Annotated in this window: 10 protein-coding genes; 6 read left to right on the top strand and 4 right to left on the bottom strand. The window is 45.8% G+C overall.

The features are described 5' to 3' along the window. Positions 1 to 12: 12 nt before the first annotated feature. The 3 genes from K6V26_RS22460 to K6V26_RS22450 all read right to left on the bottom strand — a co-directional run bounded on the left by K6V26_RS22460 (position 13) and on the right by K6V26_RS22450 (position 7,473). Positions 13 to 2,412: a glycoside hydrolase family 3 N-terminal domain-containing protein gene (locus K6V26_RS22460; RefSeq protein WP_224263918.1), complete on the bottom strand. Its 2,400-nt coding sequence runs from the start codon at positions 2,410 to 2,412 to the stop codon at positions 13 to 15. A 131-nt stretch (positions 2,413 to 2,543) separates the two neighbouring features. Next, positions 2,544 to 4,154: a SusD/RagB family nutrient-binding outer membrane lipoprotein gene (locus K6V26_RS22455; RefSeq protein WP_224263917.1), complete on the bottom strand. Its 1,611-nt coding sequence runs from the start codon at positions 4,152 to 4,154 to the stop codon at positions 2,544 to 2,546. Positions 4,155 to 4,188: 34 nt separating this feature from the next. Next, complete coding sequence (locus tag K6V26_RS22450) at positions 4,189 to 7,473, bottom strand: SusC/RagA family TonB-linked outer membrane protein (protein ID WP_224263916.1); 3,285 nt, start codon at positions 7,471 to 7,473, stop codon at positions 4,189 to 4,191. A gap of 236 nt (positions 7,474 to 7,709) precedes the next feature. Between K6V26_RS22450 and K6V26_RS22445 the strand changes: the two genes are divergently transcribed. Beyond that, the gene (locus tag K6V26_RS22445) at positions 7,710 to 11,690 is read left to right on the top strand and encodes an ATP-binding protein (RefSeq protein WP_224263915.1); all 3,981 of its coding nucleotides are present in this window, start codon (positions 7,710 to 7,712) and stop codon (positions 11,688 to 11,690) included. A gap of 85 nt (positions 11,691 to 11,775) precedes the next feature. Here the strand turns inward: K6V26_RS22445 and ychF are convergent, their stop codons facing one another. Next, positions 11,776 to 12,879 carry a redox-regulated ATPase YchF gene (ychF, locus tag K6V26_RS22440; RefSeq protein WP_009860501.1) on the bottom strand — a complete coding sequence of 368 codons (1,104 nt, stop codon included), beginning with the start codon at positions 12,877 to 12,879 and terminating at the stop codon, positions 11,776 to 11,778. Positions 12,880 to 13,118: 239 nt separating this feature from the next. Between ychF and K6V26_RS22435 the strand changes: the two genes are divergently transcribed. The 5 genes from K6V26_RS22435 to mobV all read left to right on the top strand — a co-directional run bounded on the left by K6V26_RS22435 (position 13,119) and on the right by mobV (position 18,237). Then, on the top strand, positions 13,119 to 14,048 hold the full coding sequence (locus K6V26_RS22435) for a hypothetical protein (RefSeq protein ID WP_122377428.1): 930 nt from the start codon (positions 13,119 to 13,121) through the stop codon (positions 14,046 to 14,048). Positions 14,049 to 14,177: 129 nt separating this feature from the next. Next, positions 14,178 to 14,468: a helix-turn-helix domain-containing protein gene (locus K6V26_RS22430; RefSeq protein ID WP_042987434.1), complete on the top strand. Its 291-nt coding sequence runs from the start codon at positions 14,178 to 14,180 to the stop codon at positions 14,466 to 14,468. Between the two features lie 4 nt (positions 14,469 to 14,472). Beyond that, on the top strand, positions 14,473 to 15,549 hold the full coding sequence (locus K6V26_RS22425; RefSeq protein ID WP_057329505.1) for an AAA family ATPase: 1,077 nt from the start codon (positions 14,473 to 14,475) through the stop codon (positions 15,547 to 15,549). 153 nt (positions 15,550 to 15,702) lie between these two features. After that, positions 15,703 to 16,689, top strand: a complete 987-nt coding sequence (locus K6V26_RS22420) for a toprim domain-containing protein (protein ID WP_057329504.1) — start codon at positions 15,703 to 15,705, stop codon at positions 16,687 to 16,689. A 192-nt stretch (positions 16,690 to 16,881) separates the two neighbouring features. Next, positions 16,882 to 18,237, top strand: a complete 1,356-nt coding sequence (gene mobV / locus K6V26_RS22415) for a MobV family relaxase (RefSeq protein WP_057329503.1) — start codon at positions 16,882 to 16,884, stop codon at positions 18,235 to 18,237. Positions 18,238 to 18,274: the final 37 nt, after the last annotated feature.

The raw sequence follows: 18,274 nt of genomic DNA, 5'->3' as shown, positions 1-18,274 counted from the left end.
ATTACCTGTCTTTTACTTTACAACAAAAGTCTTTTTTAATTTGATATCGTTGGAAGAGGCTCCGATGCGGACTTCAAATTCGCCCGGTTCGACTGTCCATTCCATATGTCTGTCGAGAATTTGCAGGTCTTCCGGCAAGAGGACGAAGGATACGGTCTTTGTCTCGCCCGGTTGCAGGGAGATACGTTCAAAGCCGCGTAGCACGGATTCGTAAGCGATTACACTGCTTACTTTGTCGCGGATATATAACTGTACGACTTCGTCACCGGCACGTTTGCCTGTGTTGGTGACATCTACGGTAACGGTTACAGGACTTTGCGAATAGGGTGTTTCCTGTTTTACGGAAAGGTTTGAATAAGCAAAGGTGGTATAACTCAATCCGTAGCCGAACGGGTAAAGAGCATCGTTTACACGGGTTCTTCCTGAACCGTTAGGGCCTTCGAAGTATTGGCCGTCCTGTGAACCCGGCTTGAACGGGAAGTTGAACTCGATCTGTCCGATTGAACGGGGGAAGGTAACAGATAAGCGGCCGCCTGGGTTATAATCGCCGAATAAGGTCTGCGCGATCGCTTCTCCACCTAACTGTCCGGGGAACCAGGCTTCCAGGATGGAGGGAATGTTGCGATCAGCCCAGTTGATAGTCAGCGGCTGTCCGTTGATCAGGACGAGCACGACGGGTTTGCCGGTGGCGTGCAAGGCTTCCAGCAGTTGTTGCTGACGGCCCGGAAGGTCGAGGCCAGTGCGGGATTTACTTTCGCCAGTGCAGGATTCGTCTTCTCCCAGTACGGCAATGATAACGTCACAATCGGCGGCGGCAGTGGCGGCTTCGGCAATCCCTTTCTTTTCCTCGTCGGTCAGCGGAGTCGGGACGATTTCGCTGTCGGGCCAGTTGGCGTCTTTCACTTCGCAGCCTTTGGCGTAAACAACTTCTGTCTGATTGCCCAGATAGTCTTTGATGCCGTCGTAAACAGTGATGTTATCCAGTCCCTGAGGGCCGTAACGGCTGATCATATAGTTCGTTTCCTTGGCTAACGGACCGGCTATAAGAACCTTTTTCGTCTGGTTCTTATCCAATGGGAGCAGGTTGTTTTCGTTTTTCAGCAATACGAGGGATTGTTTCTGCATATCCAGTACGAAGTCGCGATGTTTGTCGGCTCCGACAATCTTATCGGCGGCTTTCGGGTCTTTTACATACGGTGAATCGAACAGTCCCAGTTCGAATTTAACGCGCAATACGTCGGCAACCATGCGGTCGACCGATTTCATGGAGAGTTTGCCTTCTTTCACTAGTTTACGTACCGGCAGGATATAGTCTTTCGGATGTGTGAAGTTGGTGCGGACGTTCAGGCCGGCTTCTACTACCTGGCGTACGGCTTCCTCATAAGAATCGGCTACATGGTGCTTGGTCTGAACGAACTCGACCGCTTCGCTGTCACTTACTATGTATCCCTTGAAACCATATTCCTGGCGCAACAGCTGTGTCAGGAAATAGTAGCTGGCTGTTACAGGCACGCCGTCCCAGTCGTTATAACTGCTCATTACGCCTTTCGGATGCGCTTTCTGGACGACTCTTTTGAAAGGATAGAGATGGATCTCATGCAATTCGCGGGGAGCCACATGCGGGTCGGTACGGACGGCGGCATCGCGGCCACCTTTCGGAATGCTGTAAACGGCAAAATGCTTCAGCGTGGAAGCTACGCCGTTCTGCTGGATACCTTTTACCATCTGTGTGCCCAGTTCGCCTACCAGATAAGGGTCTTCTCCGTAGGTCTCCAGCACACGTCCCCAGCGTGGATCGCGGGCTACGTCAAGGATGGGAGCGTACACATTATTGTATCCTAAAGCCTTTGCTTCCTTACCGGCTATATCTCCCGCCTGATGAACCAGGTCGCGGTTCCAGGTGCTGCCGATATTGATGGGAGCGGGCAGGGGAGTTGCCTTGGTATGGTTCAAGCCGTGGATACCTTCGTTGGAGAAGTCCACAGGGATGCCCAGGCGTGTTTCTTCGATGAACCAACGCTGCGTTTTGTTGATTGCTTCGGCATGGTTGCTGAACGGGTAGATCAGGTCGGGTGTGCGGCGGCGGGCGCTTCCCACACCGTTCAGTTGTTCATCGATATTGGCGATACCGTCTTTCCAGATCTCATTCTTCCATCCTTCGGTGGGCAGGGAGTCTTTCAGGACACGCCCGAAACCGTAGAGAGTGGCCATCTGGCAACTTTTTTCTTCCAGTGTCATCTGGTTCAGAAGGTCTTGTACACGCGCTTCGATAGGAGCTTCGGGATCTTCATAAACGTCTTTTACACCGTTCTTGTTGAGGTCTATCCACCCTTTTTTGTAGATCGAGTCTTTCGCTTGTGCAGCTCCGCTTCCAAGACAGGCGACTGCTAGTAACAAGTACTTAAAATTCATGTTTTCTTCAGGGATTATATGTTTGTTATCGTATGTGATTACAGCATAAAACCGTATGGCCGGTAATTATTAGCGCAAAGGTAACAATTATCAACCATACGGTCAATGATTAGATGTTCAGGGAGTGAGACTTATTTTGTATCCCACCACAAACGGGCACTGATCTTATTGTTTTCAGACTGCGCGTTATAGTTTTCTGTGTTCATGGATGCTTCTTTTGCCGGATACAAGAAACGTACGGGAGCATTTTCTTTGTTCAGCAAAGTACCGTTTTCACGGTCGTCATCCAAGACAGGCAGATCGGTACGGCGATATTCAGCCCAGTTTTCATAGATTTGAAGGAAGCCGAGATGCAGCCATTTCTGGGTTGCGATCTGTTCCAGTGCTTTTGAAGGATTGAATTTGAATGTCGATGTTGCCAACCAGTTGCTCAATGTTTCATCGGATACATCCCTGTTGGCGATCGTCATGTCTTTTCCCTTTTCTGCGTCACTGTTTTTATAGTATTCGTAATAGTTCTGCACAGACAAAATTACTGCTTTATTATAGAACTCTTCTGCGTTACCGCTAAACAGTCCGCGTTGTGCTGCTTCCGCCAGGCAAAGGTATACTTCTGCGGCAGTCATACCGATACCGACCGGTAACTGGTAGTTGTTGCGGAAAGTAACAGTGTTCAGGCAACCATATATTTCAAAAAGTCTGGTTCCGTCTGGTCCGTTCACCAGCGAGATCGCTTTATCGGCAGAAGAAGGATAACCGATGATTTCTTTGCTGTTTTCATAAACATTTCCATCGTTATCGGTTGCCGGCTGATAGAATACGACCAGACGTGGGTCGGCAGCTTCTTTCAACATGTTCACTGTCAGTTCGGGAGCGTACATGTAATAACTGTGTGTCTTATTATGGCTTTCTCTCATGGCACGCCAGATACCATCGGGAGCTGTATCAATGCCGGAGACTTTGATATAGGTATTCTCTGCATTTGTCGTGATCAGTTGGTCGAGTGACAGTTCCGACAATACCTGTCTGGCTTTCTCCGGGTCTACATTGGAGATACGCATGGCGTAACGCAGGCGCAGTGAATTGGCAAACTTGTACCATCCGTTGCAGTCACCTTTGTAAATGATATCCTGGCGCTTGAACGTATCGTCACCCGAAGCCGTTTTAAAATAGGCGGCAGCCGATTTCAGATCGTCCAGAATTGCGTAATAGATATCTTTCTGCGTGTCATATTTAGGCTTGAAGATAACGGTCCCGCCGTACACTACGTTACGTGCCGTGAAAGCTTCCGTATATGGCATGTTACCGAAAAAGTCGGTAGCAATGGCTGTGTTATAGGCTTTCAGTATTTTACCAGCTTCGATATAGTTCTGGTATTTCGTCTGTTCTTCCGGCGACAGGGTGGCATAAATCTTGTCTATCTCTGTCAGTGTACTCATCCGGGTTACATAATAGTTTTCCCAGCGTGCCTTATCGTCCTGAATATTCTGATACAGATTGATACGGTCTTTGCCGGCTTGGCGGGCGGTAGTCTGGATATAATTCCCAATCAGGCGGAAATTATAGTTCCAGGTATCGGCATAGTCGTTTTCGATAGTTTTCTGTGCACCTTTAGTGAAGAGATATTCAATCTCAGCACTGGTGAATCCGTCCGGATTGCTATGCTTCTCATCCAGTTTACTTTCGCAGGAAGAGAACGCTACTGCAGAACCTAAAAGCAGGCTATATAATAATCTTTTCATATGAATTTTCTGTTTTATTATGTATGATGAAACTTTAGAAACTTGTGTTGACGGAGAAACCGAAACTTCTGGCCGACGGATAAGAAGTATATTCCACGTAAGGATTCGTTCCGCCTGTACCCAGTGTTGCTTCCGGGTTTACGTTGGGAACGCTCTTATAGATGAAGAACAAGTTACTGCCGACCAGTGATACATTCAGATTCTGTAAACCGATTCTGGAAACGATGTTTTTCGGAACGCGGTAAGAGAGTTTCAGTTCACGCAGTTTGATATAGGTGTTATCATACAGGTTATCTTCTGAACCGGCTTTGTTGTAGCGGTTGTTATAGTAGTCGGCAGCCGATACGATGATCTCGTTTTTGTTACCGTTGGCATCTACACCATTAACAACGATACCGTCGTGGCGGACACGTCCGTCAAGAGCATTCGCCGGAGCTGAAGAACCATGATTATCCAATGCAATCTTCTGGTTGGTGTTCTTGTCGATGTAATAAGGAAGTCCACCGTATTCTTCGTCACGTCCCCACAAGGATTCTTTGCCGGCACCCGATGCTTTCAGGTAGTTGTTGGTGAATGAAAGCAGTTTACCTCCGAAGGAACCGTCGATATGAACGTTCAGAGAGAAATCTTTGTAACGGAAAGTATTGCTGAAACCGCCGATGAATTTCGGAGCGGCGCTACCTGCATAAGTGAATTCCGATTCCTGCTGATAATAACCGTTTTTGTCGACAACAATACGTCCCTGGTCGTCGCGTAACCATTTCTTGATAAATACGCTCGGTGTTGCATATCCGGGAACGGCTTTAAAGATGGCGGCACTCCATGGACTGCTGATCTGGCGGCCTTCCATTCCGTCGATCAGGGAGATCAGCTCGTTGTGCGTATAGGAGAAGTTCAGGATACTTTCCCAACTGAAGTCTTTTGTTTGTACCGGAGTACCTGTCAACTGGATTTCCACACCATGGTTACCGATTTCTCCGGCATTCATTTTCATACCTACTGCACCGGTAGAAGGAGCAACGGGAACCGTGATGATCTGATTCTTCGTCTTGTTGGTATAGTATGCCAGGTCGACACCCAGGCGGCCGTCTAACATACGTCCTTCCAGACCGAATTCCCATGAATACGTCTTTTCAGGAGCAATATTGGTTGGCGGAACATCCGATTTGAACTCATTGGTGATGGCAGAGTTGTTGAACAATCCGTATTGATATTCGGAGTTGGTGAAATAGATGGAAGGAGTAGTGTTACCTACGATGGCATACGAACCTCTAACCTTACCATAGTTCAGCCAATCCGGCATATCCAGAGCTTCTGTGAAAACGAAACTCAGACCGGCAGAAGGATAGAAGAAGCTGCGGTTACCGGCAGACAGGCGGGATGACCAGTCGTTACGGGCTGTCAGGTCCAGATACAGGAAGCGTTTGTAAGCCAACTGTGCGGATGCGAATACGGCTCCCAGAAATTCACCCTGGTTGACAACTTTGTCTTTGCTGGCTTTTTTCGGGTCTTTCTTGTTATTTTCGGAAGAGAACATACCATTATATTTCAGCCCTTCTGATTCCCATATCATTTTCGATTCGGCAATATCTTCGCCCGACATACCGAGTGTGGCACTCACGTCGAAATCTTCGCCGAAAGCCTTGTTGAACATCAGCAAACCTTCCACGTAGTTCTTCTGGTAATGTGCATCTTCCTTACGGTAGCTGCCTTGAAGATTGGTCATATCTGCCGGATCGGAGGCTCTTTCGAAGTATTCCTTATTTTCTTTGTCGTCACGATAACGATCCGTACCGCCGCGCAGACGGAAATTAAGGAAGTCGAATATTTTGAGGTTAGCAGAGATCGAGGCGATTATACGTTCACGTTTTTGTGTGTATTCGTTTTCGTTCTGCTGCCACATCAGATATTTGATAATGTTGTCGCGGTTTCCTGAACTGATATTCTGGATCTGGTTGCTCAGAAAATAACCGTCTTCGCTCTTGTAATGATCTTTCCACAGTTGGGTGATCTCATTACGGGGCATCGGATAATTGGAAACACGGTCGATACGGGTCGGCATATTCTTCGTATCGGACATGTTGAATGAGATGGACGCATCGAAAGTCAGACGTTCGTGCACCTTGAAGTTACCCGAGAAGCTGAAATTATGTTTGTTCTGCTTGTAGTTTTCCAGATAACCGCCATAATTCATGTTGGTGTAAGCCAGGCGGATGCTGTTCTTTTCCGTCCCGTTGGTAATGGCGATGCTGTTGTTGTTGGTAAAACCATCTTTAAATACATCGCGGTAGTTGTCCGGCTGGGGAGAGTAGGGGCGTTTTACACCGTCCCACCAGAGGACTTCCGTTCCGTCCATGCGCGGGCCGAAACTGCGGTATGTATCGCCGTTATATATGTACTGTCCATCGGCATTCGTTGTAAAATAAGGATTTGAACCGCCGCCGAATACATTCTGGAATTCGGGCATATAAGCACGCTGGTCATACATATAGGAAGTGCTGACCTGGATACCCAGTCCTTTTCCTGCACTGCCGCGTTTGGTTGTAATGACGATCACACCGTTGGTAGCACGCGAACCGTAAAGGGCTGCCGCATTTGCACCTTTCAGGATCGACATAGTTTCGATATCGTCCGGATTGATATCGTTGAGGGCAGAACCCTGCTGGATCTCGTTACGTTCGCGGCCGGACCATTGCGAATCGGTATCATTGATAGGTATACCGTCCACAACGATCAGCGGGCGGGTATTACCTTCTACCGAGTTGATACCGCGGATCTGGATTTTAGTTCCTCCCGTAGGCCCCATAGCTGTTTGCTGGATCTGTACGCCTGCTGCCTTTCCATATAAGGAAGTAGCTACGTTTTGCACGGGAACCGTCTGTATCTGTTCAGCTTTCAGTTCACTCATGGCGTAGGGGAGAGCGCGTTTTTCTTTTTTGATACCCATGGCAGTAACCACCACTTCGTCGATTTTCTGGGTGTCTTCCACCAGCGTTACATGCAGGGATGCTTGTCCGGTGTATTTGATCTCCTGTGTTACATAGCCGATAAAAGAGATAGACAGGGTGCTTCCGGGAGTTACATCTATGGAGAAGTTCCCGTCCATATCTGTAATTGTTCCTTCACTGGTTCCTTTTACGGAAACAGAAGCACCGGCTACAGGGCCGAATGCATCAATGACTGTACCTGTTACTTGTTTCTTTTGCTGGGCGATGTTGGCGACAGCTTCCGACTTTACGTCTGTTGCAAATACCTGGCCGGTAGAACAGAGGGTGCCGGAGAGTAAAATTAATCCGATAGGTCTCAATACTTTTTTCATAAATAAATCTTTATTTAGATTCAAGAAAATTTTGTTTCTATGCTGCAAATCTATAATCTGCTGATAAAAAGGCATATTAGAATCGGTTGATAGAATAGTAAATACCGTTGGTGGCTGATATTACTATTTTTTCGACGGATATTACCATAATGTTGCTTCTGTATTTTAGTTAACGTGCACTCTTATTGTTGTTTACCGCTAAAAAAGGGTTAAATTTGCATTAAATATCTTTGTTTATGAGGCCTAAATTCTTGTATACATTACTCTGTTTATATTGTTTGTTTCCGTTATCGGCGAAAGAACTTTATTTCCGGCATATTGATTTGAACGATGGCTTTGCACAACCTTCTGCTATATCCATTTTTCAGGATAAAAGAGGAGCTGTCTGGTTCGGGAATGATAACTTTAATGTGTATGACGGAAGAGTCGTCCGTTCGTTCCGTTTGTCTACTTATCTGGATGGGATGGAGGATAATAATATCCATGAAATCTGTGGCGACGGGGATTCCTGTATTTATATGTTGGCGAACAGGAACCTGGTAGTCTATGATATGCGGATGGAAGAATTCCGGCAAACTTCCGTGCAGGCGCATGCGTTGAAATATAGGGATGGCGCCTTGTTTTATGCTTATAGAAACGGGTTCTACCGGTATAATCCTGATGGCGGGTCCCAAAAGATCTGTGCTTTCTCGGACTCGACCGTTATTATAAAGGACCTGTGTATTTCGGCTGAAGGCTGGTTGCTGGCTACCACGAAAGGATTGTTCCGGTTGGCGGACGGGAGTCTTCAAGTATTATTGGAAAATGAGTCGGTTACATCTCTCTTTATAGATGACCGGGAGCGGTTGTGGGTCGGTACGTTGGCCAACGGAGCCAAAGTATTTAGCCAAGGCGAATGGCTGTCTTTGCAGGAAAACACGCTCTCTTGTCCGCTTGTCAATAACCAGGTGAGGAGTATTAACCAGGATATTAAAGGGAATGTCTGGATAGGTACCTATGCCGGGATAACGGTGGTGAATCCCTCTTTGGACGATTGTTATCATTTGTCGCATAAAGAACAAGTCCCCTGGTCTTTGAAGCATTCATCCGTTTATGATATCTACCGGGATAACCAGGGAGGAATGTGGGTTGGGACCTATTACGGCGGCCTGAGTTATTTTAATCCGAATACAGAGAATTACCTGTTCTACGGTATTTCGCCGGATGATCCGGAAAGCCTGAGGGGGTTCCTGTTCGGAAAGATGGCGGAGGATACAAAGGGCAATTTGTATATAGCGACCGAACACGGGCGTCTGAATTGTCTGGATCGCCATACACAGAAAGTGAAACGCTTCAAACCGGATATTTTCCGCCTGCCGTGTGGTACGACCAAATCTGTTTGGTATGATGCTGGAAACGACCGGCTGTATATCGGTACTTTCCAGCACGGATTATATTGTTACTCTCCTTCTTCCGGACGTCCGGAACGCTTGGGTGAAGATGTATTGCTGGAAGATAACCAGCAGATCGTTACGGATCTGATACCGTGGCAGGGGCAGTTGATCGTGGTTTCGCAGGGAGGCCTGTTCCTGCTGGATCTCGATACCCGGAAACTCTCCCCGCTCTTCTCCGATCCCGACCTTCTCAGCCGCACTAGTGTTACTATCCGTTCCGCCTATTTGGATAATGAAAACCGGTTATGGCTGGCTCCGGCCAACCGGGAGGTTGTCTGTGTTAGGATGGACAACCGTATGCCCGAAGAGATCCCAGCCGTAAAAAAGATGATCGGGAAGAAGCCTGTCCATTGCATAACCGGAGATACGAGAGGTCATCTTTATTTTGTGGTGACGGGTGTCGGTGTATTGCGATATGATACGATGAATGATTTCTGGTCCTGCTACAACCAGGAACAAGGTCATTTACTGACCAACGAACCGTTCCGGGCAGCCGTTACCCCGTTGGGGAAATTGTTGGTCACATCTGTCCGGGGAATCACCTTGCTCGATATGAAAACCGGAAAGAGTACGCATACTTTACTGGGTACTTCATCGCCTTTGCATCGTCTGAACTCGAATTGTGGCGTCTATATTTCTCCTAAAGACAGTATGATTTTTATCGGTGGTGTGGAAGGCATGATCGCCACAAAAGAGTCGGGCCTGTCTACGGCACAGGTCCCTTATACCATTTCGTTCAATAGTTTGTCTGTAAATAATAATCCGGTCTTTCCGTCGGCGTCGCCAGGTATTTTGAAAGAAGGTATATCGTATACTTCCGGGCTTATGCTTACGCATGACCAGAATAATGTGACCATTGGTTTCACCTCTACGAATTACCGCTATGCCGATAAGAACCTGTTTGAATATAAACTGGACGGGTTGGATAAACAATGGACCCGTACGTTGCACCAGCAGATCGTTTATACTTCTTTATCGCCGGGAGATTACAATCTCTTGGTGCGCGAGGTAGGCGGAGGCAAGCAGATCGCTCTCCATATCAGTGTCCGGCCTCCCTTCTATGCTTCTCCCTATGCTTTTGCGGTATATGGTTTGCTGAGTCTTCTTTTTCTGGTTTGGCTGATCCGTTTCAACCGTAGCCGGGCTTTTCTGAAGGCTTCGCTGGAAATGGAACACCGGGAGAAACTGCGCATAGAGAGGCTGAACCAGATGAAGCTGAAATTCTATATAAATATATCTCATGAACTGAGAACTCCTCTGACGCTGATGATCAGCCAGGTGGACCTGCTGTTGCAGAACTATGATCTGGGGGGTACGTTCAGGACCAAACTTTTGAAAGTGCGCCAATATACGGCACAGATGCAGCAGTTGATTACCGAGGTGCTCGATTTCCGCCGCCTGGAACAGGGTAAGATGCCTTTCCATGTGAGTTGCCAGAACCTGGTCCCTTTCGTGCGGCAACAATTCGATGCTTTCAAAGACTATGCGGTGATGAACAGGATACAATATAAGCTGGAAACGGTGGAGGAGGATATTCCTGTCTGGTTCGATCCGGTGCAGATTCGGAAAGTATTCAATAACCTGCTTTCGAACGCGTTCAAATTTACGCCGAATGAAGGATGTATCACTGTTAGCCTGTTGCGTAAAAAGGAAGTTGCGGAGATACGTATCTCCGACACAGGTTCCGGTATTCCCCGGAACCAACAAGACCATATATTCGAGCGTTTTTACCAGGCGGATAATGCAACCGGTCTTTCTCTTTCGGGGAGCGGCATCGGCTTGTCGTTGACACATGAGATCATCCAGCAACATAAAGGCTTGATCGAAGTCGAAAGTGAAGTAGGAGAGGGTACGACTTTTACCGTTACCCTTTGTCTGGGTGACAGACATTTCACGGACGAACAGAAAGTGACTGAACCGCTTCCTGTCGAACCGTTGCCTATGCAACCAATGAAACCGGAAGACGCCGTTCTTCTGCCGGACCGTCCTGATCTTCCGGAAATGATTGTACAGGAAACAGCAGATACTTCACTTTCCGTGTTGCTGGTGGAAGATAACGAAGACCTGTTACAGGTTCTTGAAGAGGCTTTCTCGATCAAATATAAGGTCTATAAGGCAACCGATGGCGAAGAGGGTATCCGTATCGCCGGAGAGATGCAGCCGGATCTTATTATCAGCGACGTGATGATGCCCGGTCTGTCCGGAATCGCCATGTGCCAGCGCCTGAAGCGTAAGCTCGAGACATCTCATATCCCGATCGTCCTGCTGACAGCCCGTACAGACTTGGAAAGTGCCCTGGAAGGTCTTAAATGCGGGGCGAGCGATTATATCGTGAAGCCATTCAATATGGAAATACTCTTATTGAAATGTAATAATATCATCCATACGCTGAAACGGCAGCAGAAGCGTTTCCATACCGAGGCAGACTCCGTCCCGACCGATCTGGCGACCAACCGCCTGGACCGGCAACTCCTGGAAGATTCCGTCCGGATCATTGAAGAGAATATGGAGAATAAGGATTTTAACATTGATATGTGGTGTCGTGAAATAGCGGTGGGCCGTACCCGTCTGGGAACCAAAATTAAGGGGATCACCGGATTGACCCTGAATGATTTTATCCTCCAGATCAAACTCCGCAAATGTGCTTCTTTGCTGGAGAGCAGCGACCTGACAATCTCAGAGATTACCTGGAAAGCCGGCTTCTCGAGCCCGGGATATATGGGGAAATGTTTTAAGGAATATTTCGGGGTTACTCCTTTGCAATATCGTAATTCGAAGAAGTAAGAAAGGGGATAAGGGGTGTGTTAAAGCTAGTTATAAGGCTGAACTATAACACACCCCCTGCTCCCTTTCGAGAGGGGAAAAGTTACTATACATTAAAGCGGAAATGCATAATGTCGCCGTCCTGTACGACATATTCTTTGCCTTCCACGCTCATCTTTCCGGCTTCCTTAACGGCTGCTTCGGAACCATATGCTATATAATCGTCATATTTGATCACCTCGGCACGGATGAAGCCTTTCTCGAAATCGGTATGGATCACACCGGCACACTGCGGCGCTTTCCAGCCTTTTTCAAATGTCCAGGCACGTACTTCCTGTACGCCGGCAGTCAGGTAAGTCTGTAGGTTCAGCAGGTTGTAAGCTGATTTGATCAGACGGCTTACGCCCGATTCTTCCAGGCCGATTTCCTGCAGGAACATCTGGCGTTCGTCATATGTCTCGAATTCGGCGATCTCGCTCTCGATCTTGGCAGCTACGACCAGGATTTCCGCGTTTTCATCTTTCACGGCTTCACGTACGGCATCTACATATTTGTTGCCTTTCACTGCGCTTGCCTCGTCTACGTTGCAAACGTACATGACCGGCTTGCTGGTCAGCAGGAACAGGTCGTGGGCGATCTTCTGCTCGTCTTTTGTCTCGAAGGTCACCGTACGGGCGCTTTTGCCTTGTTCCAGAGCTTCCTTGAATTTTACCAGTACTTCGTATGCCTGTTTGGCCTGCTTGTCACCACCTGTCTGCGCCTGTTTCTGCACTTTCGCGATGCGGCTGTCAATGGTTTCAAGGTCTTTTATCTGAAGTTCTGCGTCGATGATTTCCTTGTCGCGGACAGGATTCACCTGGCCGTCCACATGCACGATATTATCGTCGTCGAAGCAACGGAGCACATGCAGGATCGCATCTGTTTCGCGGATATTGGCAAGGAATTTATTTCCTAACCCTTCCCCTTTGCTGGCCCCTTTTACCAGGCCGGCGATGTCGACGATCTCGACTGTCGTAGGAACGATGCGTTGCGGATTGATGAGTTCCGCCAGTTTGTTCAGACGCTCGTCGGGAACGGTAATTACACCAACGTTCGGTTCGATCGTACAGAACGGGAAGTTTGCTGATTGTGCTTTTGCATTTGATAAGCAGTTAAAAAGGGTAGACTTCCCAACGTTCGGAAGACCTACGATGCCACATTGTAAAGCCATATTATTATAGTATTTTTCTTATTATCAATTAGTTATATATCTCTGTAAAATAGACGAGTAACAAAATGGTAACAATATAAAGTTAAAAAAGAATAATTGTCCCTTCTACCTCGTTTTGGTGTGCAAAGATAATCAATTTTAGGCTAATGCGGTTATCTTCTTATACTTTCTCTTTTGTCCATTATTAGTTTTTAAGTAGAATCGTTATCTTTGCTCATATTAATGAAACAGAGAACATTATGGAAAATACAGAGTTTAAAGCTAAATTTGACAATATACAAAGGTTATTTGACCGTTGCATTAACCATGCCTATGAAACCTTAGAAAGAAGTATTTATATGAAATCCCAATACCTGAATATGGAACAGGTGGAAGAATTGGAAGGACAAGAGTATATTCGTGCTGCTGATGAATTAGCGAGTTTGTATATGAGTTATTCTGTACTAAGTGAGATACAGCGTTGTTATTTCATACATGACTTCTTTTGGGAAAGCGGTTTTTATGAAGCCTTGAAGCCCGATGAAAAAAGAAAGTACCTTTTATTCTCTCCTCTTTCATTTGATTATTCCCGATACGAACAGGACAATTCAGCCTATGATGAAGAACTGCCTTATTTTTCTGTAGTGGTTAAAACCGTTGTGTTGGAAAGATATTCAGCATACTTGCGAAAAAAGAAAGAAGATAGAGCGCGGGCAGAACTGGAGCCACAGCCGGAACAGGAAGTACAGAAGCCGACAACAAACACCGAGCTTCCGATAAAAGTCGTACCCCCTATTGCTGAAACGGAAAATCCGTTTGGTTCAATTCTTAATGACAAACAGATAGAATTGATTGCAGATTGCATCAACGAGGTTAAAATGTTCAATGCCTCTGTAACTGTTGATGATTTGAAAGCGATACTCTCCTGTAAACCTAATGCAATATTAAGGTCAAATAATAATAGATATGTAGCTTTCCTTTTTTCGGAATTAAGTAATAGGTCTTTGATTACCGGTAATTGGCAATCGGTTATTGCCAATAATAAACTGTTTCTTTCCAAAGACAAAAGTAGGGATAAATACCTCAATCAAGGGGATTTAGCCACAGCAACCAATTATGTGAAAGGTATCTCCCATGAGAAAGGATTTGCAACCATATACAACTATATCAAACAACTGAAAAGACTTTAAGAATAGGTTAAGACCTTAAACATAACTTAATCCACTATCAAGCTAATCCTCAATACATTTGCCCTCGTTAACGAAAAGAAAACGAGGGTGCGCACCTTCATATTGTTTCACTAAATCCAAAAAAGCAATATGGATAAGACATTAGAGATGCGAGTTGAGGAACTCGAACAGATGCTGTTTTTAACTAAGAATGTGCTTAGCTTTGATGAAGCGAGCAAGTTTCTTAACCTTTCCAAAAGTTACCTGTACAAACTGACTTCGGGTAACTTGATACCCCACTATAAACCGCAGGGCAAGATGCTGTTTTTTGAACGGGCAGATTTGGAGGCGTGGCTACGCCAAAATCCTATCAAGACACAGGCGCAAATAGAACAGGAAGCGCAGAAGTATATCCTTAGTAACCGTCCTTTAAAAAAGTAAAACTATGGAAGACAAAAAAGTGACGGAAAAGAAGAAAGAGGATGCAGCAATAACAAGAGAAGATTTTGCAGTCCTTTGGAAAACCATTCATTTGAAGATTACCGATACTTACGATGTGCCACCCGAAATCCTTTGGGTAAATGGTTCAACTATTGGAACACTGGGAAATTTCAGCGCATCCACAGGTAAAGCCAAAAGCAAAAAGACATTCAATATTTCTGCTATTGTGGCAGCGGCATTGAAGAATGATGAAGTTTTGCAATATTCAGCGTTCCTGCCCGAAAACAAGCGTAAAATTCTGTATGTGGACACAGAACAGAGCAAATACCACTGCCATAAGGTGATGGAACGCATCATGCGTTTGGCTGGTCTTCCTACTGATAAGGATAGAGAGGATTTTATCTTTGTCGTGTTGAGAGAATGTACACCCGACAAGCGAAAGCAGATAATAGACTACATGCTTGCTAATATGGAGGGTATAGGTCTTGTGATTATAGACGGTATCCGTGATTTGATGTACGACATCAACAGCCCCAGCGAATCATCCGACGTCATCAATTTGCTAATGCGTTGGTCAAGTGAGTATAATTTGCATATTCACACCGTATTACACTTGAATAAAGGGGATGATAATACACGTGGGCATATAGGAACGGAACTTAACAACAAGGCTGAAACCGTCCTACAGATAACCAAAAGTACGCAGGATGTGGATATTAGCGAAGTAAAGGCGATGCACATTCGAGACAAGGATTTTGAACCGTTTGCATTTCGCATCAATGAAACTGCATTGCCCGAAGTTGTGAAAGATTACGTTTTTGAACAACCTAAACAGAATCGCAACTTTCCACTTACAGAACTTACGGAGCAACAGCATCGTGAAGCGTTAGAAAACGGATTTGGAAAGGATGTAGTGCAAGGCTATCCCAATGTTATCGCAGCCTTGAAAAAAGGTTACGCAAGTATCGGTTTTGAACGTGGGCGCAATATTCTCGTGGACTTGAACAAATTCCTTGTAAACAAGCGCATGATAATAAAAGAGGGAAAAGGCTACAAGTACAATTCTGATTTCCACTACTAAAAGTAAGTTTGGTTTAGTCCGTGTGTATATATAAAAGGAATGGACTTCTTTTTAACGAACCACTATACAAGGTCAGTTTAATACACTCCGGGTGTATATATAGCGGACTAAACGGAACTGATTCAATTATTCATTTACCAATACATTCAGATTATGACAATCGAAGAATCCAAAAATATAAAGTTGGCAGACTATCTGCACAGTTTAGGCTATAACCCGATAAAGCAACAGGGCAATAGTCTTTGGTATAAATCACCGTTGAGAGAGGAACAAGAGCCTTCTTTCAAAGTGAACACAGACCGCAATTTATGGTACGACTTTGGAGCAGGAAAAGGCGGCAACATCATTGCATTGGCACAGGAACTTTACGCATCCGACAGTTTACCCTACCTTTTAGACCGTATAGCGGAGCAAAGCCCCTCTATCCGTCCCGTTTCTTTTTCCTTTCGCCAGCAGTCATCAACCCAACCGAGTTTCCAGCATTTGGAAACAGTGCCGCTTTCTTCTCCTGCTTTGTTTGCATACTTGCAGGATAGAGGCATAAATACAGCACTTGCGAAAAAAGAATGTATGGAAGTCCGTTTCTCGCTTAACGGTAAATGGAACTTTGCCATCGGCTTTCCTAACGCATCGGGAGGTTATGAGGTACGCAATAAGTATTTTAAAGGCTGCATAGCTCCTAAAGACATCACCCATATACGGCAGACTGGAGAACCTAAAGAAATCTGCTATGTGTTCGAGGGGTTTATGGACTATCTTTCTTTTCTGACCTTGCGACAGAAAAATTGTTCTGATTATCCCGACTTTGACAAGCAGGACTATCTTATTCTGAACTCTGTTTCCAATCTTTCCAAAGCCTTGTACCCGTTGGGGAACTATGAGAGAATACATTGTTTTTTCGACAATGATACGGCAGGGATAAGAGCCGTACAGGAACTTTATAAAGAGTACAGTTTCCGTGTCCGTGATTCCTCGCGCATTTATAGTGGCTATAAAGATTTGAATGATTATTTGTGTGGAAAACGGTTGATACAGTCGGCAGACTTGACACAGCAGACCAAACAATCACAGACGGTCAAACAAGCCGACAGGCAGGAACAACAACCAGCCAAAAAGAGAAGCAGAGGGTTTAGAATGTAGTTGCCGCACGCTTCCCACAGGCTTTTGAGTAAGGAAAAGCCATAGCTCAATAGGGCGTTTTCTTCACGCAGTGCAAGCACCGCTAAAAACACCCTATCGAGCAAAGGGGCGATGCCCCTTTTGAAACCCCGTGAACCATGCGGCGAATGTGCGAGGCAAACGGAATTGTCTAACGAAAAAACAGTATTCAATATGGGATATTTTACTCTTGATTTCAAGAAAGCAAAGGGAGCATCCGACGCTCGTATGTCCGACCATATCGAGCGCAGGGTGATAGCTCCGAATGTGGATTCTACACGTACACATCTTAATCGTGAACTGGTGGAACTTCCCGAAGGTGTGACGGTACGTGATGAAGCGATAGCACATCGCATCAAGTCGGCAGGCATCAAACGGAAGATTACTCCCGACCAAGTAAGGGCTATCCGTGTCATGATGTCGGGAACACACGAGGATATGATGAAGATACAGCAAGACGGGCGTATGAATGAATGGTGCAACGACAGTATGGAATGGTTGCACAAGACTTTCGGACGGGAAAATACCGTTTCAGCAGTTCTGCACATGGATGAAACTACACCTCACATACACGCCACCATCGTACCGATAGTAACGGGAGAGCGCAGGAAAGCAAAACAGAAGCAAACGGAGGGTAAGCGTTCCTACCGAAAGAAAGCGGATGCAGCCCGGCTATGTGCTGATGATGTATTGAACCGTGACAAGTTGATAGGCTACCATGACGACTACGCCAAAATCATGGATAAATACGGTTTGCAGCGTGGCGTGCGTGGTTCGGAAGCAAGGCACGTCACCACAGCCCAGTATTACCGTGATTTGAAGCGGCAGACGGGCAAACTGGAAACGGGCGTGCAGCAACTCCAAGAGGAAAGGGAGGAAGCTGAGAAGCAGTTAAAACAGGTTAAGAAAGAAATAGGAACGCAGAAACTTGAAGCGGTCAAGACCGAAGCAAAAGCCGCTCTTATTGCAAAGGTGGGTTCTCTTTTGGGCAGTGGGGAAATCAAGGAGCTTAAACAGGAGAATAGGCAACTGTATGAAGAAGTTACCACTCGTGACGAAAGTATAGAAAAACTGCAAACCATGGTGCAGGAGCAGCAGAAACAACATCGTAAGGAATTAACAGAAGTACAAGCGAAGCACATTGAAATACTGAATGAGAGGGATAAGGAAATTTCACGTCTTAACCGTATCATTGAGAAGGCGTGCAAATGGTTTCCATACTTCATGGAGTTACTCCGCATTGAAAAGCTATGCCGCCTTGTCGGTTTCAATCAGGAATTGACAGACAAACTTGTAAAAGGCGAGCCGATTGTGTGCAGTGGAAATTTGTACTCGGAAGAATATAGACGGAAATTTACAACGGAAAAGGCAGGTTTTCAAGTAGTGAAAAATCCGACAGATAATACGAAGTTGGTTCTAAGTATTAACAGACAACCGATTTCCGAATGGTTCAAAGAGCAGTTTAACAAACTACATCAGAACATACAGTCAAAACAGGAACAGAAAAGGAGCAAAGGATTTAAATTGTAAATTCTTTATTTAGCTAAAATATACAAAAGGTCAAATC

The sequence above is a fragment of the Parabacteroides goldsteinii genome (assembly GCF_020091425.1).
GTDB lineage: Bacteria > Bacteroidota > Bacteroidia > Bacteroidales > Tannerellaceae > Parabacteroides > Parabacteroides goldsteinii.
This window is presented reverse-complemented; position numbering and strand designations above follow the sequence as displayed.

What these genes read in the sequence shown, in the direction of transcription:
- K6V26_RS22425 (WP_057329505.1), top strand. Translation starts at nt 14,473, where the DNA reads ATGGAAGACAAAAAAGTGACGGAAAAGAAGAAAGAGGATGCAGCAATA.
- K6V26_RS22435 (WP_122377428.1), top strand. Translation starts at nt 13,119, where the DNA reads ATGGAAAATACAGAGTTTAAAGCTAAATTTGACAATATACAAAGGTTA.
- K6V26_RS22450 (WP_224263916.1), bottom strand. Translation starts at nt 7,473, where the DNA reads ATGAAAAAAGTATTGAGACCTATCGGATTAATTTTACTCTCCGGCACC.
- K6V26_RS22430 (WP_042987434.1), top strand. Translation starts at nt 14,178, where the DNA reads ATGGATAAGACATTAGAGATGCGAGTTGAGGAACTCGAACAGATGCTG.
- K6V26_RS22455 (WP_224263917.1), bottom strand. Translation starts at nt 4,154, where the DNA reads ATGAAAAGATTATTATATAGCCTGCTTTTAGGTTCTGCAGTAGCGTTC.
- mobV (WP_057329503.1), top strand. Translation starts at nt 16,882, where the DNA reads ATGGGATATTTTACTCTTGATTTCAAGAAAGCAAAGGGAGCATCCGAC.
- K6V26_RS22460 (WP_224263918.1), bottom strand. Translation starts at nt 2,412, where the DNA reads ATGAATTTTAAGTACTTGTTACTAGCAGTCGCCTGTCTTGGAAGCGGA.
- K6V26_RS22445 (WP_224263915.1), top strand. Translation starts at nt 7,710, where the DNA reads ATGAGGCCTAAATTCTTGTATACATTACTCTGTTTATATTGTTTGTTT.
- K6V26_RS22420 (WP_057329504.1), top strand. Translation starts at nt 15,703, where the DNA reads ATGACAATCGAAGAATCCAAAAATATAAAGTTGGCAGACTATCTGCAC.
- ychF (WP_009860501.1), bottom strand. Translation starts at nt 12,879, where the DNA reads ATGGCTTTACAATGTGGCATCGTAGGTCTTCCGAACGTTGGGAAGTCT.